The sequence below is a fragment of the Pseudomonas sp. DR48 genome (genome assembly GCF_019823085.1).
GTDB lineage: Bacteria > Pseudomonadota > Gammaproteobacteria > Pseudomonadales > Pseudomonadaceae > Aquipseudomonas.
Window position 1 is genome coordinate 2118802 of sequence record NZ_CP081946.1, and the last position, 25078, is coordinate 2143879.

General features: G+C 60.4%; 18 protein-coding genes and 1 pseudogene. 15 read left to right on the forward strand and 4 right to left on the reverse strand.

What is annotated here, in order from left to right; genetic code table 11:
• The first annotated feature begins 2 nt into the window (after window positions 1–2).
• From K5K95_RS09690 to cysC, 3 genes are read left to right on the forward strand one after another with little or no spacing between them, the layout of a single operon-like run.
• A complete protein-coding gene (locus tag K5K95_RS09690) occupies window positions 3–6716 on the forward strand; it encodes an Ig-like domain-containing protein (RefSeq protein ID WP_222589269.1) in 6714 nt (2237 codons plus the stop codon).
• A gap of 40 nt (window positions 6717–6756) precedes the next feature.
• Window positions 6757–8271, forward strand: a complete 1515-nt coding sequence (locus K5K95_RS09695; protein ID WP_222589270.1) for a TolC family protein — start codon at window positions 6757–6759, stop codon at window positions 8269–8271.
• Entirely contained in the window at window positions 8255–8860 is a 606-nt protein-coding gene (gene cysC, locus K5K95_RS09700; protein ID WP_222589271.1) for an adenylyl-sulfate kinase, read from the forward strand. Before K5K95_RS09695 ends, cysC begins: the two co-directional genes overlap by 17 nt.
• A gap of 196 nt (window positions 8861–9056) precedes the next feature.
• On the opposite strand, the pseudogene K5K95_RS09705 reads toward cysC, so the two are convergent.
• The 3 genes and pseudogenes from K5K95_RS09705 to K5K95_RS09715 form a co-directional block, all read right to left on the reverse strand.
• A pseudogene (locus K5K95_RS09705) lies at window positions 9057–9287 on the reverse strand (DUF6124 family protein); the annotation flags it as partial.
• Window positions 9288–9394: 107 nt separating this feature from the next.
• Window positions 9395–10153 carry a slipin family protein gene (locus tag K5K95_RS09710; protein ID WP_208670610.1) on the reverse strand — a complete coding sequence of 253 codons (759 nt, stop codon included), beginning with the start codon at window positions 10151–10153 and terminating at the stop codon, window positions 9395–9397.
• A 2-nt stretch (window positions 10154–10155) separates the two neighbouring features.
• Entirely contained in the window at window positions 10156–10689 is a 534-nt protein-coding gene (locus K5K95_RS09715; RefSeq protein ID WP_222589272.1) for an NfeD family protein, read from the reverse strand.
• 204 nt (window positions 10690–10893) lie between these two features.
• Between K5K95_RS09715 and K5K95_RS09720 the strand changes: the two genes are divergently transcribed.
• The 10 genes from K5K95_RS09720 to K5K95_RS09765 all read left to right on the forward strand — a co-directional run bounded on the left by K5K95_RS09720 (window position 10894) and on the right by K5K95_RS09765 (window position 20978).
• Window positions 10894–11355, forward strand: a complete 462-nt coding sequence (locus K5K95_RS09720) for an aminoacyl-tRNA deacylase (protein WP_222589273.1) — start codon at window positions 10894–10896, stop codon at window positions 11353–11355.
• A gap of 136 nt (window positions 11356–11491) precedes the next feature.
• Window positions 11492–11737, forward strand: a complete 246-nt coding sequence (locus tag K5K95_RS09725; protein WP_208670607.1) for a DUF2789 domain-containing protein — start codon at window positions 11492–11494, stop codon at window positions 11735–11737.
• A 99-nt stretch (window positions 11738–11836) separates the two neighbouring features.
• The gene (locus K5K95_RS09730) at window positions 11837–13312 is read left to right on the forward strand and encodes a Fic family protein (RefSeq protein ID WP_222590316.1); all 1476 of its coding nucleotides are present in this window, start codon (window positions 11837–11839) and stop codon (window positions 13310–13312) included.
• A gap of 129 nt (window positions 13313–13441) precedes the next feature.
• Window positions 13442–13870: a MarR family winged helix-turn-helix transcriptional regulator gene (locus K5K95_RS09735; RefSeq protein WP_222589274.1), complete on the forward strand. Its 429-nt coding sequence runs from the start codon at window positions 13442–13444 to the stop codon at window positions 13868–13870.
• Window positions 13867–15939: an FUSC family protein gene (locus K5K95_RS09740; protein WP_222589275.1), complete on the forward strand. Its 2073-nt coding sequence runs from the start codon at window positions 13867–13869 to the stop codon at window positions 15937–15939. Before K5K95_RS09735 ends, K5K95_RS09740 begins: the two co-directional genes overlap by 4 nt.
• On the forward strand, window positions 15936–16145 hold the full coding sequence (locus tag K5K95_RS09745) for a DUF1656 domain-containing protein (RefSeq protein ID WP_010464893.1): 210 nt from the start codon (window positions 15936–15938) through the stop codon (window positions 16143–16145). Before K5K95_RS09740 ends, K5K95_RS09745 begins: the two co-directional genes overlap by 4 nt.
• A complete protein-coding gene (locus K5K95_RS09750) occupies window positions 16142–17029 on the forward strand; it encodes an HlyD family secretion protein (RefSeq protein ID WP_222589276.1) in 888 nt (295 codons plus the stop codon). The genes K5K95_RS09745 and K5K95_RS09750 overlap by 4 nt, the downstream gene beginning before the upstream one ends.
• Window positions 17026–18474 (forward strand): efflux transporter outer membrane subunit, encoded by a 1449-nt coding sequence (locus tag K5K95_RS09755; protein WP_222589277.1) that lies wholly within the window; start codon window positions 17026–17028, stop codon window positions 18472–18474. Before K5K95_RS09750 ends, K5K95_RS09755 begins: the two co-directional genes overlap by 4 nt.
• Window positions 18475–18555: 81 nt before the next feature.
• On the forward strand, window positions 18556–19191 hold the full coding sequence (locus K5K95_RS09760) for an NADH:ubiquinone oxidoreductase subunit N (protein WP_222589278.1): 636 nt from the start codon (window positions 18556–18558) through the stop codon (window positions 19189–19191).
• Window positions 19192–19472: 281 nt separating this feature from the next.
• Complete coding sequence (locus tag K5K95_RS09765) at window positions 19473–20978, forward strand: YdgA family protein (protein ID WP_222589279.1); 1506 nt, start codon at window positions 19473–19475, stop codon at window positions 20976–20978.
• A gap of 78 nt (window positions 20979–21056) precedes the next feature.
• On the opposite strand, the gene K5K95_RS09770 is transcribed toward K5K95_RS09765, so the two are convergent.
• Window positions 21057–22586, reverse strand: coding sequence for an apoptosis inducing factor family protein (locus K5K95_RS09770; RefSeq protein WP_222589280.1), 1530 nt, complete (start codon window positions 22584–22586; stop codon window positions 21057–21059).
• A 140-nt stretch (window positions 22587–22726) separates the two neighbouring features.
• On the opposite strand from K5K95_RS09770, the gene K5K95_RS09775 reads away from it, so the two are divergent.
• A complete protein-coding gene (locus tag K5K95_RS09775) occupies window positions 22727–23287 on the forward strand; it encodes a YbhB/YbcL family Raf kinase inhibitor-like protein (protein ID WP_222589281.1) in 561 nt (186 codons plus the stop codon).
• 89 nt (window positions 23288–23376) lie between these two features.
• Window positions 23377–25077: a vWA domain-containing protein gene (locus K5K95_RS09780; RefSeq protein WP_222589282.1), complete on the forward strand. Its 1701-nt coding sequence runs from the start codon at window positions 23377–23379 to the stop codon at window positions 25075–25077.
• The last annotated feature ends 1 nt before the right edge of the window (window position 25078 follow it).

Sequence of the window (25078 nt, forward strand, 5' to 3'; positions counted from 1 at the left end):
GCATGTGGTGGAACAACGGCAAATCGCAAAAGGCCCAGGGTGCGCGCGCACTGGCATCGCCGATGATCATGTCCCTGGAACCGCGCATGCTGTTCGACGGCGCGGTCGCGGCCACGGTGGCCGACGCCGCCCAGCCCGACAGCCACCCCACGGCTGATGCTGCCAAGGCGCCGACGGTCGATCACCCGGCTACCAGCAAAGACACCCATGGCCAGGCGGACAACGCTTCGGCTGCGACTCCCGCACCGGCGGCAACCCCCACTGCCGTACCCGGCCAAAGCGTGGTGTTCGTCGACTCGCGAATCAAGGATACCGACAGCCTGCTCACAGGTGTGGCACCAGGCACCCAAGTGGTGACGCTGGACGCCACCAAGGACGGCTTGCAGCAGATTGCCGCTTACCTGGACACCCATCAGGGTGTCAGTTCGGTGCAGATCATCGCCCACGGCAACGCCGGCGACCTGTGGCTCGGCAACAGCTACCTGTCGGCTGACAATGTCGCCGCCCGCAGCGATGTGCTGGCCCAGATCGGCAAGGGCATGAACGTCGGTGGCGATATCCTGATCTATGCCTGTAATACCGGTGCCGGGGAACGCGGCGTCAGTTTTGTCGATTCCCTGGCGCAACTCACCGGCCGCGATATAGCCGCGTCCACCAACCGTACCGGTGTGGGCGGTGACTGGGATCTGGAAATCGCCACCGGCAGTATCGAAAGCCGCAACGTGCTGTCATCCGCCTCCATGGCCGGCTACCAGTACAGCCTGGCGACACTGACCGTGCTCAATAACGGCGACTCGGGCGTGGGCTCTTTGCGCCAGGCCCTGTCCGATGCCGTGGCCGGTGACACAGTTACCTTCAACAGCAGCATGATTGTCGGGCTGAACTCGCAGCTGACCATCACCAAGAACGTAACCCTTGATGGTGACCTGAATAACGACGGCATTGCAGATGTCACCCTTAACGGCCAGTACAAAACCCGCGTGGTGCAGGTGACTTCCGGCGTCACTGCGACCTTTGACGGCCTGATCATCAAGCAAGGCATGGTGGCCGGTGCGGGCGCGGCGGCAGGGACGGACGGCGCAGGAGCGATGGGCGGCGGTATTTTCAACTCCGGTAACCTGACCCTTAAAAACGTTACCGTGACCGATAACGCGGCCTCGGGCGGCGGTGGCGGTGGCGGTGTGACCTCACCTTATGTCGGCGGTGCGGTGGGCGGCGGCGGCGGTGGTGGCGGCGCGCTGGGTGGTCAACTCGGTGGTCATGGCGGCACTTCGGGGTTCGGCACTGGCGTTTATGGCGGTACAAGTGGCTCGGCCGGTCATGGCGGCAATGGCGGGGGATACAACCCTAACTACATGGGCGGTCGAGGTGGCGGGACCGCTGGCGGTGCGGGAGGTGCTGGCGCTGCCAACTACAGTAACGGCGGCAACGGTGGCACAGCGAACAACGGCACGGTTTCCATCGGTGGTGGTGGCGGTGGCTCCGGTTGGGACAAGCCCGGCCGGGCCGGCGCTTCGGCGTCTGGCGGTATCTACAACGCCTCGAGTGGCACCCTGACGGTTGTGGGTACGTCCGTTATCTCCAACAACGTCGCGGCTGGCGGTGGCGGTGGTGGTGGCGGTGGCCTCGGCGGCTCTGCCGACCCTGGTGGTGCGGGCGGCAAGGGCGTTGGCGCGATCTGGAACAAAGGCACCCTGCTGATGACGGCGGCCAACTTCGGCGCAATGGCCGGCAATGTCGGCGGCAGCGGTTCGGGCGGACCCGCCATGGGCGGTGGCGCAACGGGCACCTCCCCGGCCGCAGTGAACAACATTTTCAATGATGGCGGTACGGTCAATACCAACTACGCACCGGACGTGACCCCGCCGACCGTGTCGAGCATCGTGGTCGGCACCACAAACCTGAACTCCGGCGGCACGTCGCAGGTGACCATCACCTTCAGTGAAGCCGTGACCGGCTTCACCACGGCCGACCTGACCGTGGCCAACGGCTCGGTCAGCGGGCTCAGCAGCGGCGACGGCGGCGTCACCTGGACTGCGACCCTGACCGCCGCGGGCAATATCAATGCACCGACCAACGCAATCACCCTAAACACCTCGGGGGTGCAGGATTTGGCGGGTAACGTCGGCACCGGTTCCGGCACCTCCAACAACTACGTGATCCACGACACCGTGGCGCCGACGGCGACCATCGTGGTGACGGACAACGCGCTGAACATCGGTGAATCCTCGCTGGTGACGATCACCTTCAGCGAGGCCGTGACCGGCTTCACCAACGCCGATCTGACCATCGCCAACGGCACACTGACAGCGGTGAGCAGCAGCGACGGCGGCATCACCTGGACGGCGACCTTCACCCCGACCGCCAGCCTGACCGACAGCACCAACATCATCACTCTGGACAAGACCGGCGTGGCGGACCTGTCCGGCAACGCCGGAGTCGGCGTGACCAACTCGAACAACTATGCCATCGACACCCAACGCCCGACGGCGACCATTTTGTTGGCGGACACCGCGCTGAAAATTGGTGAAACCTCCCTTGTGACCTTCACGTTCAGCGAGGCCGTGACCGGTTTCACCAATGCCGACCTGACCATTGCCAACGGCACCCTCACGGCCGTGAACAGCAGCGATGGCGGAATCACCTGGACGGCCACCTTCACGCCAACCGCCAGCATCACTGACGCGACCAACCTGATCACCCTGGACAACACCGGAATCAACGACACGGCCGGCAACGCCGGCACGGGCACCACCGATTCCAACAACTACGCCATCGACACCGTGCGCCCGACCGCGACCATCGTCGTGGCCGACACCGCACTGAGCATCGGCGAAACCTCGCTGGTGACCATTACCTTCAGCGAAGCGGTGACCGGCTTCACCACGGCGGACCTGACGGTGGCCAACGGTTCGGTCACCGGGCTCAGCAGCGCCGACGGTGGTATCACCTGGACTGCAACGCTGACCCCAAGCACGAGCATCAGTGACACCACCAACCTGATCACTCTGGACAACACGGGCGTGCAGGATCTGTCCGGCAATGCGGGGGCCGGTTCTACCAACTCGAACAACTACGTCATCGATACCGTGCGCCCGACGGCGACCATCGTGGTGGCCGACAATGCGCTGAAAATCGGCGAAACCTCCTTGGTGACCTTTACCTTCAGCGAGGCCGTCACCGGTTTCACCAACGCCGACCTGACCATCGCCAACGGCACGCTCACCGCAGTGAGTACCAGCGACGGCGGCATCACCTGGACGGCCACCTTCACGCCAACCACCAGCATCAATGATGCGACCAACCTGATCACTCTGGACAACACGGGCGTGCAGGATCTGTCCGGCAATGCCGGGGCCGGTTCTACCAACTCGAACAACTACGCCATTGATACTGTGCGCCCGACGGCGACCATCGTGGTGGCCGACAATGCACTGATCATCGGCGAGACCTCGCTGGTGACCATCACCTTCAGCGAAGCGGTGAGCGGTTTCACCAACGCTGACCTGACTATCGCCAACGGCACCCTCACCGCAGTGAGCAGTAGCGACGGCGGCATCACCTGGACGGCCACCTTCACCCCGAGTGCGAGCATCAACGACACGACCAACCTGATCACCCTGGACAACACCGGGATCGCCGACCTTGCGGGCAATGCCGGGAGCGGCACCACCGACTCCAACAACTACGTCATCGATACCGTGCGTCCTACCGCCACGATTGTATTGGCAGACAGCACCCTGACAGCGGGGGAAACCTCGCTGGTGACCATCACGTTCTCCGAGGCGGTCAGCGGTTTCACCAACGCGGATTTGACCATTGCCAACGGCACGCTGACGGCGGTGAGCAGCAGCGACGGCGGCATCACCTGGACCGCCACCTTCACGCCGACGGTTGGCGTGAATGATTCGACCAACGTCATCACCCTGGCCAATGCTGGTGTCGCCGATCTGTCCGGAAACGCGGGCAGCGGCACCACCAATTCCGACAACTACACGATCGACACCGTGCTGCCGACGGCCACCATTGTGGTCGCCGACAATGCGCTGAAAATCGGTGAAACGTCCCTCGTGACGATCACCTTCAGCGAAGCCGTGACCGGTTTCACCAACGCCGACCTGACCATCGCCAACGGTACGCTCACCGGAGTGAGCAGCTCCGATGGCGGCATCACCTGGACAGCGACCTTCACGCCGACCACCAGCATCACCGACGCCACCAACCTGATCACGCTGATCAATAGCGGCGTGCAAAACGGCTCGGGCAACGCTGGCAGCGGCACCACCGATTCCAACAACTACGCCATCGACACCCAGCGTCCAACCGCGACCATCGTCGTGGCTGACTCAGCTCTGGGCGTGGGTCAGACCAGTCTTGTGACCATCACCTTCAGCGAGGCAGTGAGCGGATTTACCAACGCGGATTTGACAATCGACAACGGCACCCTGAGCAATGTCAGCAGCAGCGATGGCGGCATCACCTGGACCGCCACTTTGACCCCTGTGGCCGGCATTACCGCCACCAGCAACATCATTAACCTGGACAACTCCGGCGTTCAGGATCTGGCCGGGAACACAGGCAGCGGCACCACCGACTCCAACAACTACGTCATCGACAGCCAACGCCCGACCGCGACCATCGTGTTAAGCGATGCGACCCTGAAGCCGGGCGAAACCGCGTTGGTGACCATCACCTTCAGCGAGGCTGTCAGCGGTTTCGACAACAGTGACCTGACCATAGCCAACGGTACCTTGAGTGCGGTGAGCAGCAGCGACGGCGGTATCACCTGGACCGCAACCTTTACCCCGACTATCGGTGTGACGGACGCCACTAACGTGATCACCCTGAACAATACCGGTGTCAGCGATCTGGCTGGCAACACCGGGACAGGGGTTACCAATTCGGCCAATTACGTCGTTGAAACCCAAGTGCCGACCGCGACCATCGTGATCGCCGACAACGCCCTCAAGGTCGGTGAAACGTCGGGGGTAACCATCACCTTCAGTGAAGCTGTGAGCGGTTTCAGTAACGCTGACCTGACCATCGCCAACGGCACGTTGAGCAACGTCAGCAGCAGCGACGGCGGCGTCACCTGGACTGCGACCTTCACGCCTTCTGCCAATGTGACGGACACCACTAACCTGATCAGTCTGGACAACAGCGGCGTGATCAACGCTTCTGGCAACGCCGGCGTGGGCGTGACCGATTCCAACAATTACGCAATCGACACGGCGCGTCCTGCCGCGACCATTGTGGTGGCAGACAACCGCCTCGGCATCGGCAAGACCACCACGGTGACCATCACCTTCAGCGAAGCGGTGTCCGGTTTCGACCTGTCGGACCTCAGCGTGGCCAATGGCGTGCTGTCCAACCTGGTCAGCAGTGACGGCGGCATGACCTGGACCGCGACCCTGACGCCGACGGCAAACATCAACGATGCCACCAACCTGATCCTGCTCGACACCGGCAACGTGGCCGATGCCGCCGGCAACGCCGGTGCCTCGATTGCCATCTCCAACAACTACGCACTCGATGCCACTCGCCCGACTGCCACCATCGTGGTTGCCAACCCGCATTTGGGCATTGGCCAGACGACACTGGTGACGATCACCTTCAGCGAGGTGGTGAGCGATTTCGATCTGTCTGATTTGAGCGTGACCAACGGCGATCTGAGCAACCTCACCAGTAGCGACGGCGGCAAAACCTGGACCGCGACCTTCACGCCGACCGCGAACATGTCCGATCCGAGCAACTTCATCGCCCTCGACACCAACAACGTCTCCGATCAGGCAGGCAACACTGGCAACAGCGTCGCGGTGTCGAACAATTACGCCATCGACGGCGAGCGGCCGATCGCCACCATTGTCACCGCCAACCCGAACCTGGGCGCCGGCCAGACGTCGCTGGTGACGTTCACCTTCAATGAAGCCGTCAGCGGTTTCGACCTGTCTGACATCAGTGTGGCCAACGGTACATTGTCCAACCTGTCGAGCAGCGACGGCGGCATCACCTGGACAGCGGTGCTGACGCCGAGCGCCAACGTTAACACTGCCAATAACGCCATCAGCGTGAACACCTCGGGTGTCAGCGATGCGTCCGGCAATGCCGGCGTGGGTCTCAGCAGCTCTAACAGCTACGCCGTCAACACGGTAGCGACCACCTCGCCGCTGGTGATTGTGCCGGCGGATCCGGAATTCCGCATCACGCAACCGGTGACCGTGCCTGATCAACCCAACGTGCCATTGCAGCCGATTATCTTCAGCCCACCGAGCGGCACTCTCGGCTCGCCGCTGACGTTTGCGCCGTTGTTCGAAGACCGGGTGATCGGCAACGGCATCCGGCCGCTGGGCGACATTTTCATGAATCGCGGCGCGCTGTCGCCAAGCTTCATTGCACAGGTATTCAGCAGCAGCGAGAGCGGTGGCGATGGCACTGGCCACGGTTTCCTCGGCTTTGGCGGCGGCGATGGCGGGGTGTTCAGCACCAGCACTTTGTCGAGTCTGTTCAATCAGGACACCGCCAGTGAACGGGATTCGCTGAACACTTTTGGCAGTCATTCAATCAAGGGCGGGGATGCTTCCCAGGGACTGCGCGGTGTGTTTGGCGCGTTGACCCTGAACCAGCAATTGCAACAGCTCAAAGACACCGAGCAACAGCAGGTCGACCGCTTGGCGGCGGCGTTGAAACAGGTCGGCATCAGCGAAATGCAGGCCTGAACAGTTTTAAAAACAATGCGCAATCCAGGGGCATTCAAGGATGAATAGAAGTCAGAAGTTATTCGGCGCCAGCCTGCTGGCGCTGGCGATCAGCGGATGTGCGGTCAAAAGTGAACCGATCGAGCGTAGCGTCAGCGAACAGCGCGCCAAGAGTGATCTACAAACGATGTACACCGGTCAGGAGCCCCTAAATGGTCCGCTGACTCTGCACCAGGCAATGGCCCGCGCGGTGAAATACAACCTCGAAGGCCGGCTCAAGATCATGGAAGAAGCGTTGGCCAAGCGCCAACTCGACCTCGCCAGCTTCGACATGCTGCCGCGCATGGCTCTGGACGCAGGCTATGTCGGGCGCAACAACCAGGGTGCCTCCAGCAGCCAGAGCGTGCTGACTGGCACCCAATCCCTGGAACCTTCGACCTCCCAGGACCGTGACCGCCGAGTGGCCGACCTGACCATGGTGTGGAACGTCCTCGATTTCGGCGTCAGTTACATCAGTGCCAAGCAGCAGGGTGACCAGCGCCTGATCGTGCAGGAACGTCGGCGCAAGGTGATCAACACCATCGTCCAGGACGTGCGCTCGGCCTATTGGCGCGCAGTGGCCGCCGAACGTCTACTGACTCAGATCGACAGCCTGATGGCCCGGGTCGATACGGCGCGCAGCAACAGCCAGAGCATGAGCACACAACGCATCGGCGATCCGGTCGTGGCGTTGAGTTACCAGCGCTCGCTGATCGAGGCGACCCGTCAGTTGCAGGAACAGCGCCGGGCCTTGTCGTTGGCCAAAACCGAACTGGCAACCCTGATCAACCTGCCGATGGGCACCGATGTAAAACTGGCGACCCCGGATGATTACTCGATACCGCAATTGAAGGTCGGCATGGCCAGCCTGGAACACGAAGCCCTGGCCAGCCGACCGGAACTGCGCGAACAGGATTACCAAACCCGAATCAGCACCGCCGAAACCCGTAAAGCCATGCTGCGATTGTTGCCGGGGCTGGAGTTTTCGGCAGGCGGGCACTACGACAGCAACTCGTTTCTGGTTAATGACAAGTGGGCCGACTACGGGGTCAAGCTGACCTGGAACCTGTTCAACGTGATTTCCGCACCGGCCGCGATCAACGTGGCCAAGGCGGGCGAAGAAGTCGCCAAGGCGCGCCGTCAGGCCATGTCCATCGCCGTGCTGGCCCAGCTCTACGTGGCCAACGCCAACTATCAGGAGGCGCTGCATCAGTTCCAGACCAATCAGGAGTTGTCGAGCATCGACGGGCAGATTCTTGGGCAGTTGCGTAACCGTCATCAGGCGGCGGGCCTCGGTGAACTGGACCTGATCCAGGGTGAACTGAATACGTTGCAGGCGGATTTGCGCCGTGACCTGTCCTATGCTGATCTGCGTAACGCCTACGGTCAGATTTTCGCCAGTGCCGGCCTCGATCCGATGCCGGACGAGGTCCAATCCACCGAAGTCCAGTCCATTGCCACCGCGTTGGCCAACCGCGAGGCGGCATGGGCGTCGGGCGATATCAGCATGCAGGTGACCCATGCCCCCGTCCAATAATCTGCGCGCGCCGACAGCGAGCATCAGCCGCGAACAGCGTGAGGTGCGTAATGGTCATCACGGCACGGCGATTCTGCTGACCGGTTTGCCGGCGGCGGGCAAGTCGACGCTGGCGCAGGCGTTGCACGCCAAACTGTTCGAGAGCGGCGTGCAGAGCCTGGTGCTCGATGGCGACGGACTGCGGGTCGGGCTCAATCGCGACCTGGGTTTTACCGACAGTGATCGTCTGGAGAACATTCGCCGAGCCAGTGAAGTGGCGGCGCTGTTGGTGGAGAACGGGCAGATCGTCATCCTCGCCATGATCGCTCCGCTGGTTGAGCTACGCGCGGTGTTCGCCAGGCGACTGGGCGAGGACTACCGCGAAGTCTGGTGCAGCGCTTCGTTGGCGGTGTGCGAGCAGCGCGATCCCAAAGGTCACTATGCCCGGGCACGTCGCGGTGACCTGGCGGGATTTACCGGCGTTTCCGCGCCCTATGAAACGCCGCCATCGGCTGCCTTGGTGCTCGACACCGGCGTGCTGTCGGTTGAGGCGTGCCTCGACCGCTTACTGACCTGGCTCGGCGAATGCGCGGTGCTGCCGAGACGATGAGTCGAGCGGCCTGCGCGCGCTTGAACGAGAGTGCGGCAGTTGCCAAGCCATGTATCGACTGTACTGAAGCCATCGCGAGCAGGCTCGCTCCCACATTGAATTTTGGTCGTACACCAAGGTTGTGTTCGCTGAAAATCAATTGTGGGAGCGAGCCTGCTCGCGATGACGGTGGTCAATTCACCACCAATCTACCCGGCTAAACCTTGGTTTGAGCCTTCTCCATCTGCAACGCCTCCCAATGATCCAGCGCTCGCTCGACAAGCAACTGCACACCATCAGCCATGCGGCTAAGCGCCAGGGCTACTGAACGCCGCGTGCCTTCGACATCGTCCGCCAGATCGGCCGCGATGGCGCTGATCGACAGCAGGTCTTCAGAGGCGTTGGCCAGTAGGGATTCAATGTCGATGTCGGCAGAAACAGTGAAGAGATGGCGGTTTAGGCGGTAACAACTTCACCAACACCACTACAACTTAAAGGAAATCTCCGACGCAGCTACCGGACGTTGGTGTTTGCGCAGCCGATCTTTTGGGGTCATCAGGATTTGCCCGACAAATCCGCCATCCCCTTGAGCAGCTCGATCGGCAGCGGAAAGACAATAGTCGAACTCTTGTCGCCGGCTATCGAACTCAGAGTCTGCATGTAACGCAACTGCATCGCACCCGGCTGGCGGCCGAGCATTTCCGCGGCCTGCATGAGTTTTTCCGAGGCCTGCAATTCGCCTTCGGCGTGAATCACCTTGGCCCGGCGTTCCCGTTCGGCCTCGGCCTGTTTGGCAATGGCGCGGATCATCGATTCGTTGAGGTCCACGTGCTTGATCTCGACGTTCGCGACCTTGATGCCCCAGGCGTCAGTCTGGGCGTCGAGCACTTGCTGGATGTCGATGTTCAGGCGTTCGCGCTCGGCCAGCAGTTCATCAAGTTCATGTTTGCCGAGCACGGCCCGCAACGTGGTCTGCGCCAGTTGGCTGGTGGCCATGAGGAAGTCTTCGACCTGGATGATGGCTTTCTGTGGATCAAGCACACGGAAATACAGCACGGCGTTGACCTTGACCGAAACGTTGTCGCGGGTGATCACGTCTTGTGGTGGAACATCGAGCACGATAGTCCGCAGGTCGACCCGGACCATTTGCTGGACCACTGGAATCAGCAGAATCAGACCAGGGCCTTTGACCTGCCAGAAGCGTCCGAGCTGGAACACCACCCCGCGTTCGTATTCGCGCAGGATGCGAAAGGTCGATCCCGCCAGCGCGATCAGCAGTAACAGCAGCGCGGCAAAACCCAATTGCAGGCCCATGTTTATTCTCCACCCGGCGCCGCGTCAGCCGCGGCCACTTGCAGCAGTAATCCCTTGCGGCCCACCACCCGGACCTTTTGCCCGGGTTGCAGCGGGGTGGCGCTGAATACTTGCCACTGTTCTCCTTGCAGATGCACCCAACCGTTGCAGGCGCTGTCGGCCTGCAGCGATGTGACTGCGGTCACGCTGCCCAACAGCTCGGCATCGCCTGTGACGGCGTGGCGCGGCCGGGTTTTCAAGGCGCGGATCAGCAGGTAAATCAGCAGCAGCGCACTGATCAATCCCAAGCCGATCATCAACGGCACAGGCACTTCGGTGTTGGTCAGAATGATTGCGCCAATCACAAACATCGCGATGCCGCCCAGACCGATCACTCCGTAATTGGGCAGCGCTGCTTCGGCGATCAGAAATGCAATGCCGAACGTGATCAGCCAGATCCCGATGGGGTTGGGAACCAGCAGCACGACGGTGTCGGCGGCGAAAACCGATCCGCTCAAGGCCAGCAGCAGCGCAACTAAACAGCAGCGAGTGTTCACGTGACCCTCCGGGAGAGTCAGGGTGTTCTGTGGTGTTCTGTATACAGTCTAGCTGAGCTGCTGGCTGTACGATTTTTGATCAGATGTCGACGTCTGCCGACGAGCAGATTTCCCACCGGATAGCCCCGGCGGGCCTAAACTTTTAAGGGTGTAAAAGGGTTAATCACTGTCCGCCAAAGGTTGTTGCGGACACCGAGGTGCATCATGCGTATGGCAAGAACCGTGCAGAGCAGCCTGGACAAGGCGCGCTGCGAATATGACATCGTTTCCCACCCTCACTCGGCCAGCAGCCTTGAAACTGCACGGCTGGCCGGCATTCCTGCCGAACGGGTGGCCAAGTCGGTGATCCTCGACGACAAACACGGGCATTACTTGATGGCCGTGCTGCCGGCCAGTCGTCATCTGGACTTGAGTAAAGTGCGCAGCAGTGGCGAATGGCAGGTCTCCCGGGAAAGCAATCTGCCGCACCTGTTTGAGGATTGTGAACGCGGCGCCGTGCCTGCCTTGGGCGAAGCCTATGGGCTTGATGTGGTCATCGACCCGTTGTTGACCCGTCAGAAAGACATTTACCTGGAAGCCGGCAACCACACCAATCTGCTGCACATGGACATGCCGCAGTTCCTGAAAATGGTGCCCCATGCCGAGGTGCGTGAGTTGAGCCAATGAGTTTTGCTGCATCAGTGATACCTTCATCGCGAGCAGGCTCGCTCCCACAGGGAAACGCTATCAACTGTGGGAGCGAGCCTGCTCGCGATTGACTGCAAAGCAGTCATCCATCATTTGCCATAAAAAGGAGCCAACCATGGAATCCCCAACCCACAGCCTTCCCTCGCTGTTCAAACAACTCGGCCTGGACAACGACCCGGTCAGCATCGACCAATTCATCGCCACCCATTCACCGCTCAAACCCGAGCTGCATCTGGCGGACGCGTTTTTCTGGACCCAGAGTCAGGCGGACTTTTTGCGGGGCGAGATTCTCGATGACGCGGATTGGGCGGAGGTGGTGGATCAACTGGATGTGATGTTGAGGAAGGGGCGAGGGGTGTAAAAATCTTAACGAAACGACCGAAATGTGCAAAAAACTTACAAGCGTTGCAGAAATCTGGGCTTTAATCGCGTTTGTGAACTTTTTCTGTGGACGCCCACAATGCCCTTGGTTGGATACGCACACCTCCATGATGCTTTAAAACTCAAGGTTATCGCGCCGACGCGTGTGGCTATGATCAAACCAGTCACGCGCATCTCGATGATTGGAGATTGCCTGGCTGTTCCTCAATCTGTCGCGCCGGCAACCGACTCGACCCTTGAACACATTTTTTTTGCGCTTAAACACGAAGGCATCAATCTCGCAATTCTGGCCGCCGCGCTTGAGGCAGTCGTTGCCGAGCAATTACTTCAAGAATTGGCAAAAGCACCAAATGGCGTCTTTGTACGAAAGGCTTGTTTTCTCTGGGAAGAGTTAACGAATCGTCGACTCGATTATGCAATCCCCATAAACAGCAGGTTTGCACCGCTTTTTGACCCCGCACGTTATGTAACTGGCCCAATTGTTAGAAACACGCGTTGGCGTATTGAGTTCAATGGGCTTGGCTCTCTGCGCTACTGCGCCACCGTAGAACGAACGCCTGAACTCGAAACCCTGCTCAGTCTCGATATTCTCGGCCGAGCCAAAGCCTTTATGGCGACATTACCGCCGGAAATGATGGACCGCGCCATCAACTGGGCTTACCTGCACGAAACCCGCGATTCCTTCGCCATCGAGAAAGAAGAACCCAGCGAAGAAAAATCACGTCGCTTTGTTCAACTGCTGCGTCAGGCACATGAAGGCCGGGCGTTGAGTGAAGACTATCTGGTCGAATTGCAGAACAGCACCGTTTCCAATCCTTTTGACAAAGCTGTCCTGTTTCGCCATGAACAGAATCACTTGCATAACGGTTTGCGGGGCGCTGCTGGCGTCAGCTACGTACCACCCGCACCGGATCTGTGCCGTGAACTGATGGAGGAGTTGATGACCTTCGCCAATCAATCTTCGAGGCAAGTCGACCCACTGGTAGCGGCTGCCGTGACCGCGTTTGGATTCGTCTTCCTTCATCCGTTCATGGATGGCAATGGTCGACTTTCACGTTTCCTGATTCATCAGACCCTTTGCCATTGCGGTGCCTTGGAAAATGGGCTGTTGCTACCGGTTTCCGTGGCCATGAAGCACGAAGAAGCGAACTACCTTGAGGCGCTGAAAGACTTCTCCAAACCGGCTCGCGATTTTTGGAACGTCACCTGGCTGGATGCTGATCAAATGGCCTTTGAATTCATTGGCCACCCGTCCGTTTATCGCTTCTGGGACGCCACTCGCTGCGTTGAATTCACATTGCAGATGGCACGCCGCGCGCTGGAGATCGAACTTCGGGAGGAGACCGAGTTTCTGGACCGTTACGACCGTGTGGTCAAAGCGGTCAATCAGCGTTTCGATGTACGGGGAAGCGATCTGTCGAAGCTTGTGATGATGTGTTTGGACAACGATGGCAAGGTTTCAAAACACCGTCGTAAGCAGTTTCAATACAGCGTGTCGGAGGAGGTTTTGGATTTTATCGAGAGCGAGGCGCAAAAATTGTTGGGCAATATCTAAGGGGAAGCATCCTCTGGTCACAGAGTTGTGTCAAAACTTGACCAGCTTTCCCTCCAAATGCCATATTGATAGTTAGCAAACTAACAGTGTGTATTTCCCGCCGTGCCGAAAACCCTCGACGCTCTCCAGATGAACATCAGCAGCTCCATGGTGGTGGCCGCCAGGCATTGGCGCAAAATCTGCCAGACCACGCTGGTCAACTATGGAATTTCCGAAGCCTGCGCCGTCCCGTTGCTGATGATCGGGCGTTTGGGCGAGGGCGTTCGGCAGGTGACCGTGGCGCAAGCGGCGGGGATGGAGAGTCCGTCGCTAGTGCGTCTGCTCGATCAGCTGTGTCACGCCGGCTATGTCTGTCGCACCGAAGACGTCCATGACCGGCGCGCCAAGTGCCTGAGCCTGACGCAAACCGGCCGGGAGTTGGTGCAAGCGGTTGAAGTGGAGCTGGTACGCCTGCGTCATGAAGTGCTTGAAGGGATCGACCAGAGTGATCTGGAAGCGACGCTGCGGGTATTGAAAGCGTTTGAAGCGGCCAACGCGCCGTCGGTGGCCAACCCTTGAGCGGATTTTTCACTGGCGTTCCTCCAGCACGGGACTGGTTCTACGGGGTACGCACGTTCGCGGCGTCGATGATCGCGCTGTACATCGCCATGCTCATGCAAATGCCGCGTCCATATTGGGCGATGGCGACCGTGTACATCGTCTCCAGCCCGTTTGTCGGTCCTACCAGTTCCAAGGCGCTATACCGCGCCGTCGGCACTTTTCTCGGGGCGGCGGCAGCGGTTTTTTTCGTGCCGATGTTCGTCCAGAGCCCGTATGTGCTGGTGGTGGTGATCGCGCTGTGGACCGGGACGTTGTTGTTCCTGTCCCTGCATCTGCGTACGGCCAACAGTTACGCGCTGATGCTCGCCGGCTACACCTTGCCGCTGATCGCCTTGCCGGTGGTGGATAACCCGTTGGCGGTGTGGGACGTGGCCGAAGCGCGAACCGAAGAAATCTTCCTCGGCATCGCGGTAGCCGCGGTGGTCGGCGCGATGTTCTGGCCTCGACGGCTGGCCCCGGTGTTCAACGATTCGGTGAGCAAGTGGTTCGCCGACGCCTCGACTTACAGCCAGCGTTTCCTCAGCCGCAACGTACAACCGGACGAAGTCAGTGCCTTGCGCTCGGCGATGGTCGCGACCTTCAACAGCCTGGAATTGATGATCGGTCAGTTGCCCCACGAGGGCGCGCGGCCGCAGACGGTGCGCAATACCAAGGAACTGCGCGGGCGAATGATTCACTTGCTGCCCGTGATCGACGCCCTTGATGACGCGCTGTATGCCCTTGAACGACGCACTCCCGAGCTTGTGGATAAGTTCGCGCCGGTGCTGGCCGCGACCACCGAATGGCTCGACCACAAGGATGCGGACATCGGCCGATGGCAGGCGTTGAAAGACCGGCTCGAGGCGCTGCAACCGTCCGCCGAAGCGTTGGATGATCGCAAGCAGCTGCTGTTCTCCAACGCGCTGTATCGCCTCGGCGAGTGGATCGATGTGTGGCAAGACTGCCGCAGCCTGCAACAGGCGATTCAGTGCGAAAGCCAGGACAGCTGGCGTGCGGTGTATCGGCATTGGCGCCTGGGTCGCCTGTCGCCGTTTCTCGACCGTGGATTGATGCTCTATTCGGCGGCGTCCACGGTGACTGCGATCATCGTCGCCTCGGTGTTGTGGATTCTGCTCGGCTGGACCGACGGCGGCGCGGCGGTGATTCTGGCGGCGGTGGCGTGCAGCTTCTTCGCTTCGATGGACGACCCGGCGCCGCAGATTTTCCGGTTCTTTTTCTGGACTGCGATGTCGGTGCTGTTCGCCAGCCTGTATCTGTTCCTGGTGCTGCCCAACCTGCATGACTTCCCGATGCTGGTGCTGGCGTTTTCGGTGCCGTTCATTTGCATCGGCACGCTGACGGTCAAGCCGCAATTCTATCTGGGCATGCTGCTGACCCTCGTCAACACCTCGTCCTTCATCAGTATTCAGGGCGCCTACGACGCGGATTTCCTCAGCTTCGCCAACTCCAACCTGGCCGGCCCGGTCGGCTTGCTGTTCGCGTTCGTCTGGACCTTGATCGCCCGGCCGTTCGGGGCGGAACTGGCGGCCAAGCGCCTGACGCGTTTCAGCTGGCGCGACATCGTCAGCCTCAGCGAACCGGCGTCGCTGGCCGAACACCGGCACCTTGGCGTGCAGATGCTCGATCGGCTGATGCAGCATCTGCCGCGCCTGGCGATGACCGGGCAAGACACCGGTATTGCGCTGCGGGAAGTGCGTGTGGCTTTGAACGTGCTCGATTTGCTCGCTTACACGCCGCGAGTGGTCGGTACGCCGCAAGCGTTGCTGCATCAAGTGGTGGCCGAGGTTGGCGAGTACTTCAAGGCGTGTCTGAAGGCTGGCGAACGATTGCCGGCCCCGAGTCCTCTGCTGATGACGCTGGATCGCGCCCGCCGCTCGTTAAATACCGACTGCGATGACGGCGCGCGCCTGCACTTGCTGCACGCGTTGAGCGGATTGCGTCTGGCCTTGCTGCCCGGTGTTGAATTCGTCAGCGCCGGTGAACTCGAAGAACCGCTTCCCCATGGCATTGATGGAGCGCCTTTATGATCGGTGACCTGGATATCAGCGGGGTCTTCCTGCCCACGCTGCTGGTGCTGATGGGCATTACGTATCTGTTGTTCCTGTTGGTGCACGGGTTGCTGACACGCCTGCACTTTTACCGTCTGGTCTGGCACCGGGCATTGTTCAACGTGGCCCTCTACGCCTTGCTGCTCGGCGCCGTGGACTCACTCAGTCGATACCTGATGACATGAAAAAACCTTTTTTGACCCTGGGTCGCGTAGTCCTGACCCTGCTGATCGTGAGCTTCGCCGTCGTCGTGGTCTGGCGCATGGTGATGTATTACATGTTCGCCCCGTGGACGCGGGACGGGCACATCCGTGCCGACATCGTGCAGATCGCCCCGGACGTATCCGGTCTGATCCAGCAAGTGGAGGTGCGCGATAACCAACTGGTGAAGCGCGGCCAAGTGCTGTTCAGCATCGATCAGGACCGTTTCAAACTGGCGTTGCGCCAAGCCAAAGCCGCCGTGGCCGACCGTCAGGAAACCCTGGCCCAGGCCCAGCGCGAAGCCAAGCGTAACCGTGGTCTGGGCAATCTGGTGCCCGGCGAGCAACTGGAAGAGAGCCAGTCGCGGGTGGCCCGCGCCGAAGTGGCGTTGATGGAAGCCCAAGTGGCGGTGGACAGCGCCCAGCTCAACCTCGACCGCTCGACCATCCGCAGCCCGGTGGACGGTTACGTCAACGACCGTGCGCCGCGCGCGCAGGAATTCGTCACGGCCGGACGCCCGGTGTTGTCGGTGGTGGACAGCAATTCGTTTCACATCGACGGCTATTTCGAAGAAACCAAACTGGACGGCATTCATGTCGGCCAGAGCGTCGACATTCGGGTGATCGGCGACCGCGCACGCCTGCGCGGCCACGTGGAAAGCATCGTCGCCGGCATCGAGGACCGTGACCGCAGCAGCGGCAGCAATCTGCTACCCAACGTCAATCCGGCCTTCAGTTGGGTGCGACTGGCCCAGCGGATTCCGGTGCGGATCGCCTTCGACGACGTGCCGGCGGATTTCCGCATGATCGCCGGCCGAACCGCCACCGTATCGATCATGGATGACCAGCCGCAGGAGCCCGCGAAATGAGCAGGGCCTCAGGTTTGGCGGTCGCCGGATTAGGTTTGTTGCTGTCGGCCTGTCAGGTGGTCGGGCCGGATTATCATTTGCCGGATGAGGCCGCCATCCACCGCGAAGATTTGCAGGGCGACCTGGCGGTCGACGGCAAAAATGTCGTTTCCGCCCCGGTGCCCGCCGATTGGTGGCGCTTGTATCAGGATCCGCGCCTGGACCAATTGGTCCAGCAGGCGATGGCCACCAACACCGATTTGCGCGTGGCGGCGGCGAGCCTTTCCCGGGCCCGCGCTCAGGTCGATGAGGCGCAAGCGGCCGGTGGCTGGAGCGGCGGCGTGAAGATGGGTGCCCAGCGTCTGCAGGAATCCGGCGAAGCCTTTTTGATACCGGAGAAAGTGCCGGTGGCCAACGTTGGCGATATCGGCATTACCACCTCATATCAATTCGACCTGTTTGGCACGCTGCAACGCGGTATCGAAGCCGCCAAAGCTAATGCCGATGCGTCACAAGCGGCTGCCGATACGGCACGCATTACTTTGGTGGCCGATGTGGTCCGGGCCTACACCCAGGTGTGCGCGGCCAACGAAGAGCGGGAAATTGCCCAGCATTCCCTCGACCTGCAAGCCCAGGGCACCACGCTGATCCAGCGTCTGCGTGATGCCGGGCGCGGCGATGAAACCCAGGTCACTCGCTCGCAAACCCAATTCAAATCCTTGCGCGCCGACATGCCGCGTTATGAGGCCGCGCGTCAGGCCGGGTTGTTCCGCTTGTCGATGCTGTTGGCTAAACCGGTCGACCAATTGCCTGCCGGCACTGCCACCTGCGCCGAATTGCCGAAAATTACCCAATTGTTGCCGGTCGGTGACGGCGCCACCTTGCTCAAACGTCGCCCTGACGTGCGTCAGGCCGAACGTCGATTGGCCGCCGCGACCGCCGGCATCGGTATCGCCACGGGCGAGTTGTATCCCGACATCAGCATCGGCGCGACGGTCGGAACCGTCGGTATTCTGGAGAACCTCGGCAAGCCGTCGACCAATCGCTGGGGCTTCGGGCCGTTGCTGAGCTGGACCGTGCCGTCCAACGGCTCTCGGGCGCGAATCCGCGAGGCGGAAGCGACGACCCAAGGCACGCTGGCGCATTTCGACGGCGTGGTGCTTAACGCCATCCGCGAGACCCAGACCAGCCTGGCGCAGTATTCCGCGCTGTTGCAGCGTCGCGATGCGTTGGCCGACGCCGAACAGTCGGCGCAATTGGCCGCCGACCAGACCCACCGTTTCTTCCAGGCCGGCCGTGCGTCGTTTCTGGCCGACCTGCAAGCGACCCGCACCTACACCGATGTGCGGGCGCAACTGGCTTCCGCCAACACCCAAGTTGCAATGAGCCAGATCGATTTGTTCCTCGCCCTGGGCGGCGGCTGGGAAAGCGGACGAACGCAAGGCACTAACACCAGCAAACCCTGAGGCCGTTGCTATGCTTTGACTTGATGGAGTCGCGCGTCGACTTCATCGATCAAGGCTCGCGTTGGTCATGGGGATCTAATAATGAAAAACCCTTATGCTCCCGGCTTCTGGTGCGCTATCACGGCATTGGTTTTGCTGTCGGCCACCTATTTCTACGGCGTCATGCTGTCCCACCAGATCGACAAGGCTCTGGTGTTTCTCGACAGCGCATCCGCGCTGATTGCGACGATGGCAATCGTCGTGGTCGCCTGGGCTTCCGTCCAGGGGCAGCGCATCAAAAAAAGACAACTCGAACAAGGCAAGACGCTGGTGCTGATCTGGGACACCAAGGTGGCTTTGCGTCGGGTCGAAACGGTGTTTGACCGGTATTTCTGGGGCAGCTACTGGCAACCGGGGCGCACGTTCCAGGAAGTCATGGGTGAACTCACCGGCACGCCGCTGGAAAAAAGCCTCGAGACCTTGAAAAAACAATGCCTTGAACTGGACAAGCAGGTTTCCGACGATGGCTGGCACTGGCTCAATAATGCCCGTGAACTCTCCGACGTGGCGGCCGCCATGGCCCGTGAGCGCTATCAGCTGGACTTCTGCGATCCACGCGCGGAAGTTACGGGCGGGGCGGTGATCAATCGGGATTTTGAAGTGCTGGTGTACACGTGGACGGCGCGGCTGAAAAGTTTTGATCATCAGCTGGATGAGATTGAGGTCCAATATTCCTGAATTGAATTCGCCTGAACCGACGCTATCGCGGGCAAGCCCGCTCCCACAGGGATTTCACCGAACCTGTGGGAGCGGGCTTGCCCGCGATAGCGATTTCCTGTGCGCTGAAACTCTCAACCCTTGCGAACGGTCCATAGACACTCTTTAACCTTTAATCACTGGGTCGCACAACGCGCCTGATGCTAATCTGCTTCGCACTTTTCGCGCAGTCGTGACCGCAACCCGACATGGGTTCAGGGAAGACGACACACTCTTAACAACGGACATTGACTGGGTAATACATGAATAAATCAGCAGGCGTGCTTCTTGGAATCGTCGTTGCCATCGGTGCAATCAGCGCCGGTGGTGCCTGGTACACCGGCACCAAAATCGAAGGCGTGCTCAACTCCTCGATCGCCGACGCCAACAAAGAGCTGAACGCCGCGCTGGTGGGGTCCAATGGCACGGCGTCGCTGGAGCTGGTTTCGCTGGAGCGCCATGTGTTCAGCAGCACCGCGCACTATCGCCTCAAAGGTGAGGGTGAAATGTTCGGCGAGACCCCGGTCGAATTGCTCTTCGTCGATCACATCGAGCACGGCCCGCTGCCGTTTTCGCGCCTGGTGTCGCTGAAATGGCTGCCGGTCATGGCCACCAGTCACTACGAACTTGAAAAAACCGCAGCCACGGAAAAATGGTTTGCCGCAGCCAAGAACCAGTCGCCGCTCAAGGGACTGGTCAATATCGGCTACGACAACTCCACTAACGGCACGCTTGAATTGCTGCCGCTGGACGTAGCGCTGGATGCCAAGTCCAACCTGAAGTTTTCTGGCCTGAACCTTGACGTCGCTGCCAGCGCCCAGGCTCAAAAAATCAAGGCCAACGGTTACATGGACAGCATGACGCTGACCACCGTGGCTGAAGACCAGACACCGGTGAAAGTTGAACTGAGCGGTCTGACCGTGGCCAGCAACCTGATAAAAAGCACCTACGGTTACTACACCGGCGAGAACACCCTGGAGCTGACCGACAGCAAAACCACCTTCGGCGCCAAGCAATCCGTCCTGGGCTTGAAGAAATTCGAGATGAAAAACCAGACGGAAGAGTCGGGCACCAGCGCTTCGGGGCGTGCTGATTACAAAGTTGACGAAGTCTCCCTGAACGGCAAGGCGTTCGGTTCTGCGCAGTTGGCCATGAGCCTGAAGAACCTCGACATTCCGGCGACCATGTCGCTGATGCAGATCTATCAGACCAAACTGCAGCCGTACGAGAAAGCCGCCGCCGAAGCCGCTGCCGCTGGCGAGCCGGCTCCAGAGCTGGTCTTGACTCCGGAAGAAGACGCACAGGTCAAATCCGGCCTGGAAAAACTGCTCGCCGCCGGCCCGCAGGTTGCTTTGGAGAATCTGTCGTTCAAATCCACCAATGGTGAAAGCCGCGCCAATCTGGTGCTCGACTTGACCAAGCCACAGTCCATGGACTTGCCGTCGGAGCAACTGATCCAACAGTTGATCGCGTTGCTCGATGTCAATGTGCAAGTGTCCAAGCCTATGCTCGTTGACTTGCTCACCGTGCAGTCGCAAATCGACGGCCAGACCGACGCCAAGCTGATTGCCGACCAGGCGACTGCGACCTCGGATATGTTCAGCAGCATGGCGGTCGGCACGCAGTTGGCCAAACTGGATGGCAACAATATCGTCAGCAAATTGCACTACGCCAACAACAAGGTGGAATTCAATGGCCAGAAAATGACCTTTGAAGAGTTTGTCAGCTTCATGATGAGCAAATTCGCCGGCGAGCCACAGGTTCAATAAACCGCTGGCTTCAACAAAACGCCCAGCTTCTGCGCAATGCAGACGCCGGGCGTTTTGCTGTCCGGGTGTTTTTGAAGACTAATCCTCGTCCCGAATCAGCCGCCACGCCTCATCCACCGGCAACGGTTGTTTCATGCGCTCAGCCAGCATCGCCATCGCCCGCTCCTGATCGCAGGCCACCGCGGCGGCCACCACGCCGTTCTTGCTGAACAGGCCGATAAAGGGCGGATGGTTGGGATCGCCCTTGAACTCGACCTCGTCCCAGGATTCGGCGTGGCCGAGGTAGTCGTAGTTTTTCCCGAAGTGCCAGGTCCAGAAATACGGCACATCCAGGTAATGCTCGTCGCCACCCAGCATGTTCGACGCGGCGATGCGTGCCTGTTGCTGGGCCAGGCGCCAGTGTTCGATCCGTTGCGGCTGACCGTTGAGCGGGAAGGTCGCGATATCCCCGACGGCCCAGAGCCCATCAGTCACACGCATGCCGCCATCGACCTGCAGCGACTGATCCTTTGCCTTGGGCAGATCGGCAAACGCCTCGGTTGCGGGTGTCACGCCAATGCCGACCAGCACCAGGTCCGCGGGCAATCGTTGGCCGTTGTCCAGATGCACCGCTTCGACCTTGTCTGCTCCTTCGATGCGCACGACCTCGCCATCGGTGTGAAACACCACGCCGTGAGCCTGATGCCGGGCGCGAATTGCCTTGCCTACGGTTTCGCCGAACTGCTTGGCGAACGGTACTGCGTGGCGAGCCAGGACCGTGACGTCCAGCCCGTATTCACGCAGGGCTGACGCGGATTCCATGGCAATAAAACTGTCACCGATGATGAGCGCTTTCTGACCGGGTTTTGCCGCGTCCAGAATCCGCCGGGCCTGATCCCTGGAGCGCAGCAGGAAGACTTGCGGCAGTTCGGCGCCTGGCACGGCCAGTGGTTTTGGCGTACCGCCGGTTGCCAGCAATGCCGCGTCGTAACTTAGCGATTGTCCGTCAACAAAGTGCAAAGTCTTGTTGGCGCAATCCAGACGTGCCACTTCGCCGTGCAGCTGCTCAATACGCTGCGTTTGGTAATAGCTCGCATCACGCAGCGGCGGGACTTCTTGCGGTGGCATTTCACCGGCAATCACGAATTTGCTCAACACCGTGCGGTCGTAACCGGCTTCGGGTTCCCGATCGATCAGGACGATGCGACCGCCGAAGCCCTTTTCGCGCAAGGCCGCCGCACAGGCTGTGCCTGCCGCGCCGGCACCGACGATGGCGAACGTGCGTTCATCGTCCGCGGGGGGAGTGTGAGCATCGCTCATCGGCTGATCGTCGACCCAGACCTCGCCTTCGCGTACTTCAAGCGGATAACGCTTGAGACTGTCCAGCGACGGAGGTTCACATAATGCGCCGTCTTCGATCCGATACGCTGCCTTGTGCCAAGGACAGATCAGGCGCCCATGGCACAGTGCCCCTTCTGCCAGCGGTGCACCGGCGTGTGGGCATTCGCCCTGAAATGCGCGTAATTGATCGCCGACGCGCAGCAATACAATTTTGGTTTGCCCGATCTGGACTTCAAGGCCACGATTTTCGGGCACATCGGTGAAACGGGCGACGCGTTGCAGTGCCATGATCGGTCTCCAGACAGGCGTTTCACCTATTGAGTTTGGCGCTTGTTTAGAGGTTCAGCCAATTCCTGCTGCCACCGCACGAACGGTACAGCTATAGTTCGCAAGCCGACGACGGCCCCATCCGCACAAGGTGCTCCGGAATGACCCGATTGACCTCTTTGAACCCTTGGCTGGCGGCCGTTGCTGTCGCCCTATGTGTGCAACTGCCAGTGCAGGCCCAGGAACGTTTCACCCTGAACATCCCAGGCGTCACCGATGACCGCCTGTTCACCTCGGCCGCCGCCAGTGACGCGCCCAATTGTGGCGGGCACAACCAGTCACCGGCCTTGAACTGGACCGCCGGCCCGGCGGGCACCCTCAGTTACGCCATCGTCATGCATGACCCCGACGGAGCGAAAGGCCAGGGTGTCGATCACTGGGTGCTTTACGGCATCAAACCGACCACCCACCAGATCCCGGCCGGTGTCGGCGCCAAATCCGCCCTGGAAGGCGTCGGCGGCATGAACGTCAAAGGCACCACGGGCTATATCGGTCCTTGTCCGCCGATCGGTGATAGCGCGCACCACTACATCATCCAGATTTTTGCCCTGGACCTGGCCCCGGACGCCTTGCCTGCTGGCCTTACCCGCGCACAGCTGATGGAAAAGATCAAAGACCATGTGCTGAGAAACAGCAGCGTGGTGCGGCGTTATCACCGCTGAAGATTCTTTTCACTGCGGTTTAACCCGAACCTGTCGGGCTGTCCGTCTCAGAGGATGAATGGATCAATTTCCTCCTGAGGTCAGCCCCCATGTTCCTCCCCCTGCATTTCCTCCGCCCGGCCGCCCAGGGTTTCGCCATCGGGTTGTTGCTGTCCGTTGGCGGTTGCGGCGTTTCCTCCAAGCCTGAACCCGCTGAGGTGGCGCCGCCGGCTCAAGGTGCAATGACGACTGAAGCATTGGTGCGCAGCGAGCCCGTTGCGGCAGATGCGTCCATGGCTAAACGCAGCGTACGTCCGGCACCGATGGCGAGCTTCGCGCCAGAGGTTGCTGCGTCCGGTTATCGCGATGAGCCGCGCGAGCAGTACCAAGCGCTGGCGGATAACCCGATTCACAGCGTCGCAGAAGCGCCGGTCTCGACCTTCAGCGCCGATGTCGATACCGGCGCTTACGCCAATGTCCGCGGCTTGCTGAATCATGGTCGGCTGCCACCGGAAGGCGCGGTGCGACTCGAGGAAATGGTCAATTACTTTCCCTACGATTACGCGCTGCCCACCGATGGCTCGCCCTTCGGTGTGACCACTGAGCTGGCGCCATCGCCATGGAACCCACATACCCGATTGTTGCGTATAGGCATCAAGGCGTCTGACCGCGCGGTGGCGGAACTGGCCCCGGCCAACCTGGTGTTTTTGGTGGATGTGTCCGGTTCGATGGACCGCCGCGAGGGTTTGCCGCTGGTCAAAAGCACGCTGAAGTTGCTGGTCGATCAATTGCGCGAGCAGGACCGCGTTTCACTGGTGGTCTATGCCGGCGATTCGCGTGTGGTACTGGAGCCAACGTCCGGTCGCGAGAAAGCGAAAATTCGTACCGCGATCGATCAACTGAACGCTGGCGGCTCCACCGCTGGCGCCTCTGGCATCGATCTGGCCTATCAAATGGCGCAGCAGGCCTTCATTCCCAAGGGCATCAACCGCATCCTGCTGGCCACCGACGGTGACTTCAACGTCGGCGTCAGCGATTTCGACAGCCTCAAGCAAATGGCTGTGGATAAACGCAAGACCGGCGTTTCCCTGACCACCCTGGGTTTCGGTGTGGATAACTACAATGAACACCTGATGGAGCAACTGGCCGACGCCGGCGACGGTAATTACGCCTACATCGACAACCTGCGCGAGGCGCGCAAAGTGCTGGTGGATCAACTCGGATCAACCCTCGCAGTGGTGGCGAAGAACGTGAAGCTGCAGGTGGAATTCAACCCGGCTCAGGTCAGCGAGTATCGACTGTTGGGGTATGAGAATCGGACGCTCAAGCGTGAGGATTTCAGCAACGACAAAGTTGATGCCGGCGAAATCGGTGCAGGGCATACGGTGACCGCGCTGTATGAAATCGTACCCAAGGGCGAGAAGGGCTGGCTGGAGCCGTTGCGCTATGGCCAGTCGGAGTCGGTTGTTTCCGGGAATACCGGAGAACTGGCGATGTTACGCGTGCGTTATCAGTTGCCGGAAGGTGGGAATAGTCGCTTGATCGAACGGCCGATTGCGGGTGATTCGGTCGGAAAAGTCAGTGATGACCTGCGATTTGCAGCAGCCGTGGCGGCTTTTTCCCAGCAACTGAAGGATGGACGATATACCGGTGATTTCAGTCTGAAGGACACCGAGGCCCTGGCGCGCGGTGCACGGGGTGACGACCGTTTCGGTCTGCGGGCAGAGTTCGTGCAACTGGTGGAGTTGGCGCAAAGCCTGCGCACCACAACGGCCTCCAACAGTGAGCCGCTGAAGGGAGGCTACAACTGAC

Bases quoted from the DNA above. Each gene is read 5' to 3' on its own strand.
- K5K95_RS09690 (WP_222589269.1), top strand. From the start codon at position 3: ATGTGGTGGAACAACGGCAAATCGCAAAAGGCCCAGGGTGCGCGCGCA.
- K5K95_RS09695 (WP_222589270.1), top strand. From the start codon at position 6,757: ATGAATAGAAGTCAGAAGTTATTCGGCGCCAGCCTGCTGGCGCTGGCG.
- cysC (WP_222589271.1), top strand. From the start codon at position 8,255: ATGCCCCCGTCCAATAATCTGCGCGCGCCGACAGCGAGCATCAGCCGC.
- K5K95_RS09710 (WP_208670610.1), bottom strand. From the start codon at position 10,153: ATGGGCCTGCAATTGGGTTTTGCCGCGCTGCTGTTACTGCTGATCGCG.
- K5K95_RS09720 (WP_222589273.1), top strand. From the start codon at position 10,894: ATGCGTATGGCAAGAACCGTGCAGAGCAGCCTGGACAAGGCGCGCTGC.
- K5K95_RS09725 (WP_208670607.1), top strand. From the start codon at position 11,492: ATGGAATCCCCAACCCACAGCCTTCCCTCGCTGTTCAAACAACTCGGC.
- K5K95_RS09730 (WP_222590316.1), top strand. From the start codon at position 11,837: ATGCCCTTGGTTGGATACGCACACCTCCATGATGCTTTAAAACTCAAG.
- K5K95_RS09735 (WP_222589274.1), top strand. From the start codon at position 13,442: ATGAACATCAGCAGCTCCATGGTGGTGGCCGCCAGGCATTGGCGCAAA.
- K5K95_RS09745 (WP_010464893.1), top strand. From the start codon at position 15,936: ATGATCGGTGACCTGGATATCAGCGGGGTCTTCCTGCCCACGCTGCTG.
- K5K95_RS09750 (WP_222589276.1), top strand. From the start codon at position 16,142: ATGAAAAAACCTTTTTTGACCCTGGGTCGCGTAGTCCTGACCCTGCTG.
- K5K95_RS09755 (WP_222589277.1), top strand. From the start codon at position 17,026: ATGAGCAGGGCCTCAGGTTTGGCGGTCGCCGGATTAGGTTTGTTGCTG.
- K5K95_RS09760 (WP_222589278.1), top strand. From the start codon at position 18,556: ATGAAAAACCCTTATGCTCCCGGCTTCTGGTGCGCTATCACGGCATTG.
- K5K95_RS09765 (WP_222589279.1), top strand. From the start codon at position 19,473: ATGAATAAATCAGCAGGCGTGCTTCTTGGAATCGTCGTTGCCATCGGT.
- K5K95_RS09770 (WP_222589280.1), bottom strand. From the start codon at position 22,586: ATGGCACTGCAACGCGTCGCCCGTTTCACCGATGTGCCCGAAAATCGT.
- K5K95_RS09775 (WP_222589281.1), top strand. From the start codon at position 22,727: ATGACCCGATTGACCTCTTTGAACCCTTGGCTGGCGGCCGTTGCTGTC.
- K5K95_RS09780 (WP_222589282.1), top strand. From the start codon at position 23,377: ATGTTCCTCCCCCTGCATTTCCTCCGCCCGGCCGCCCAGGGTTTCGCC.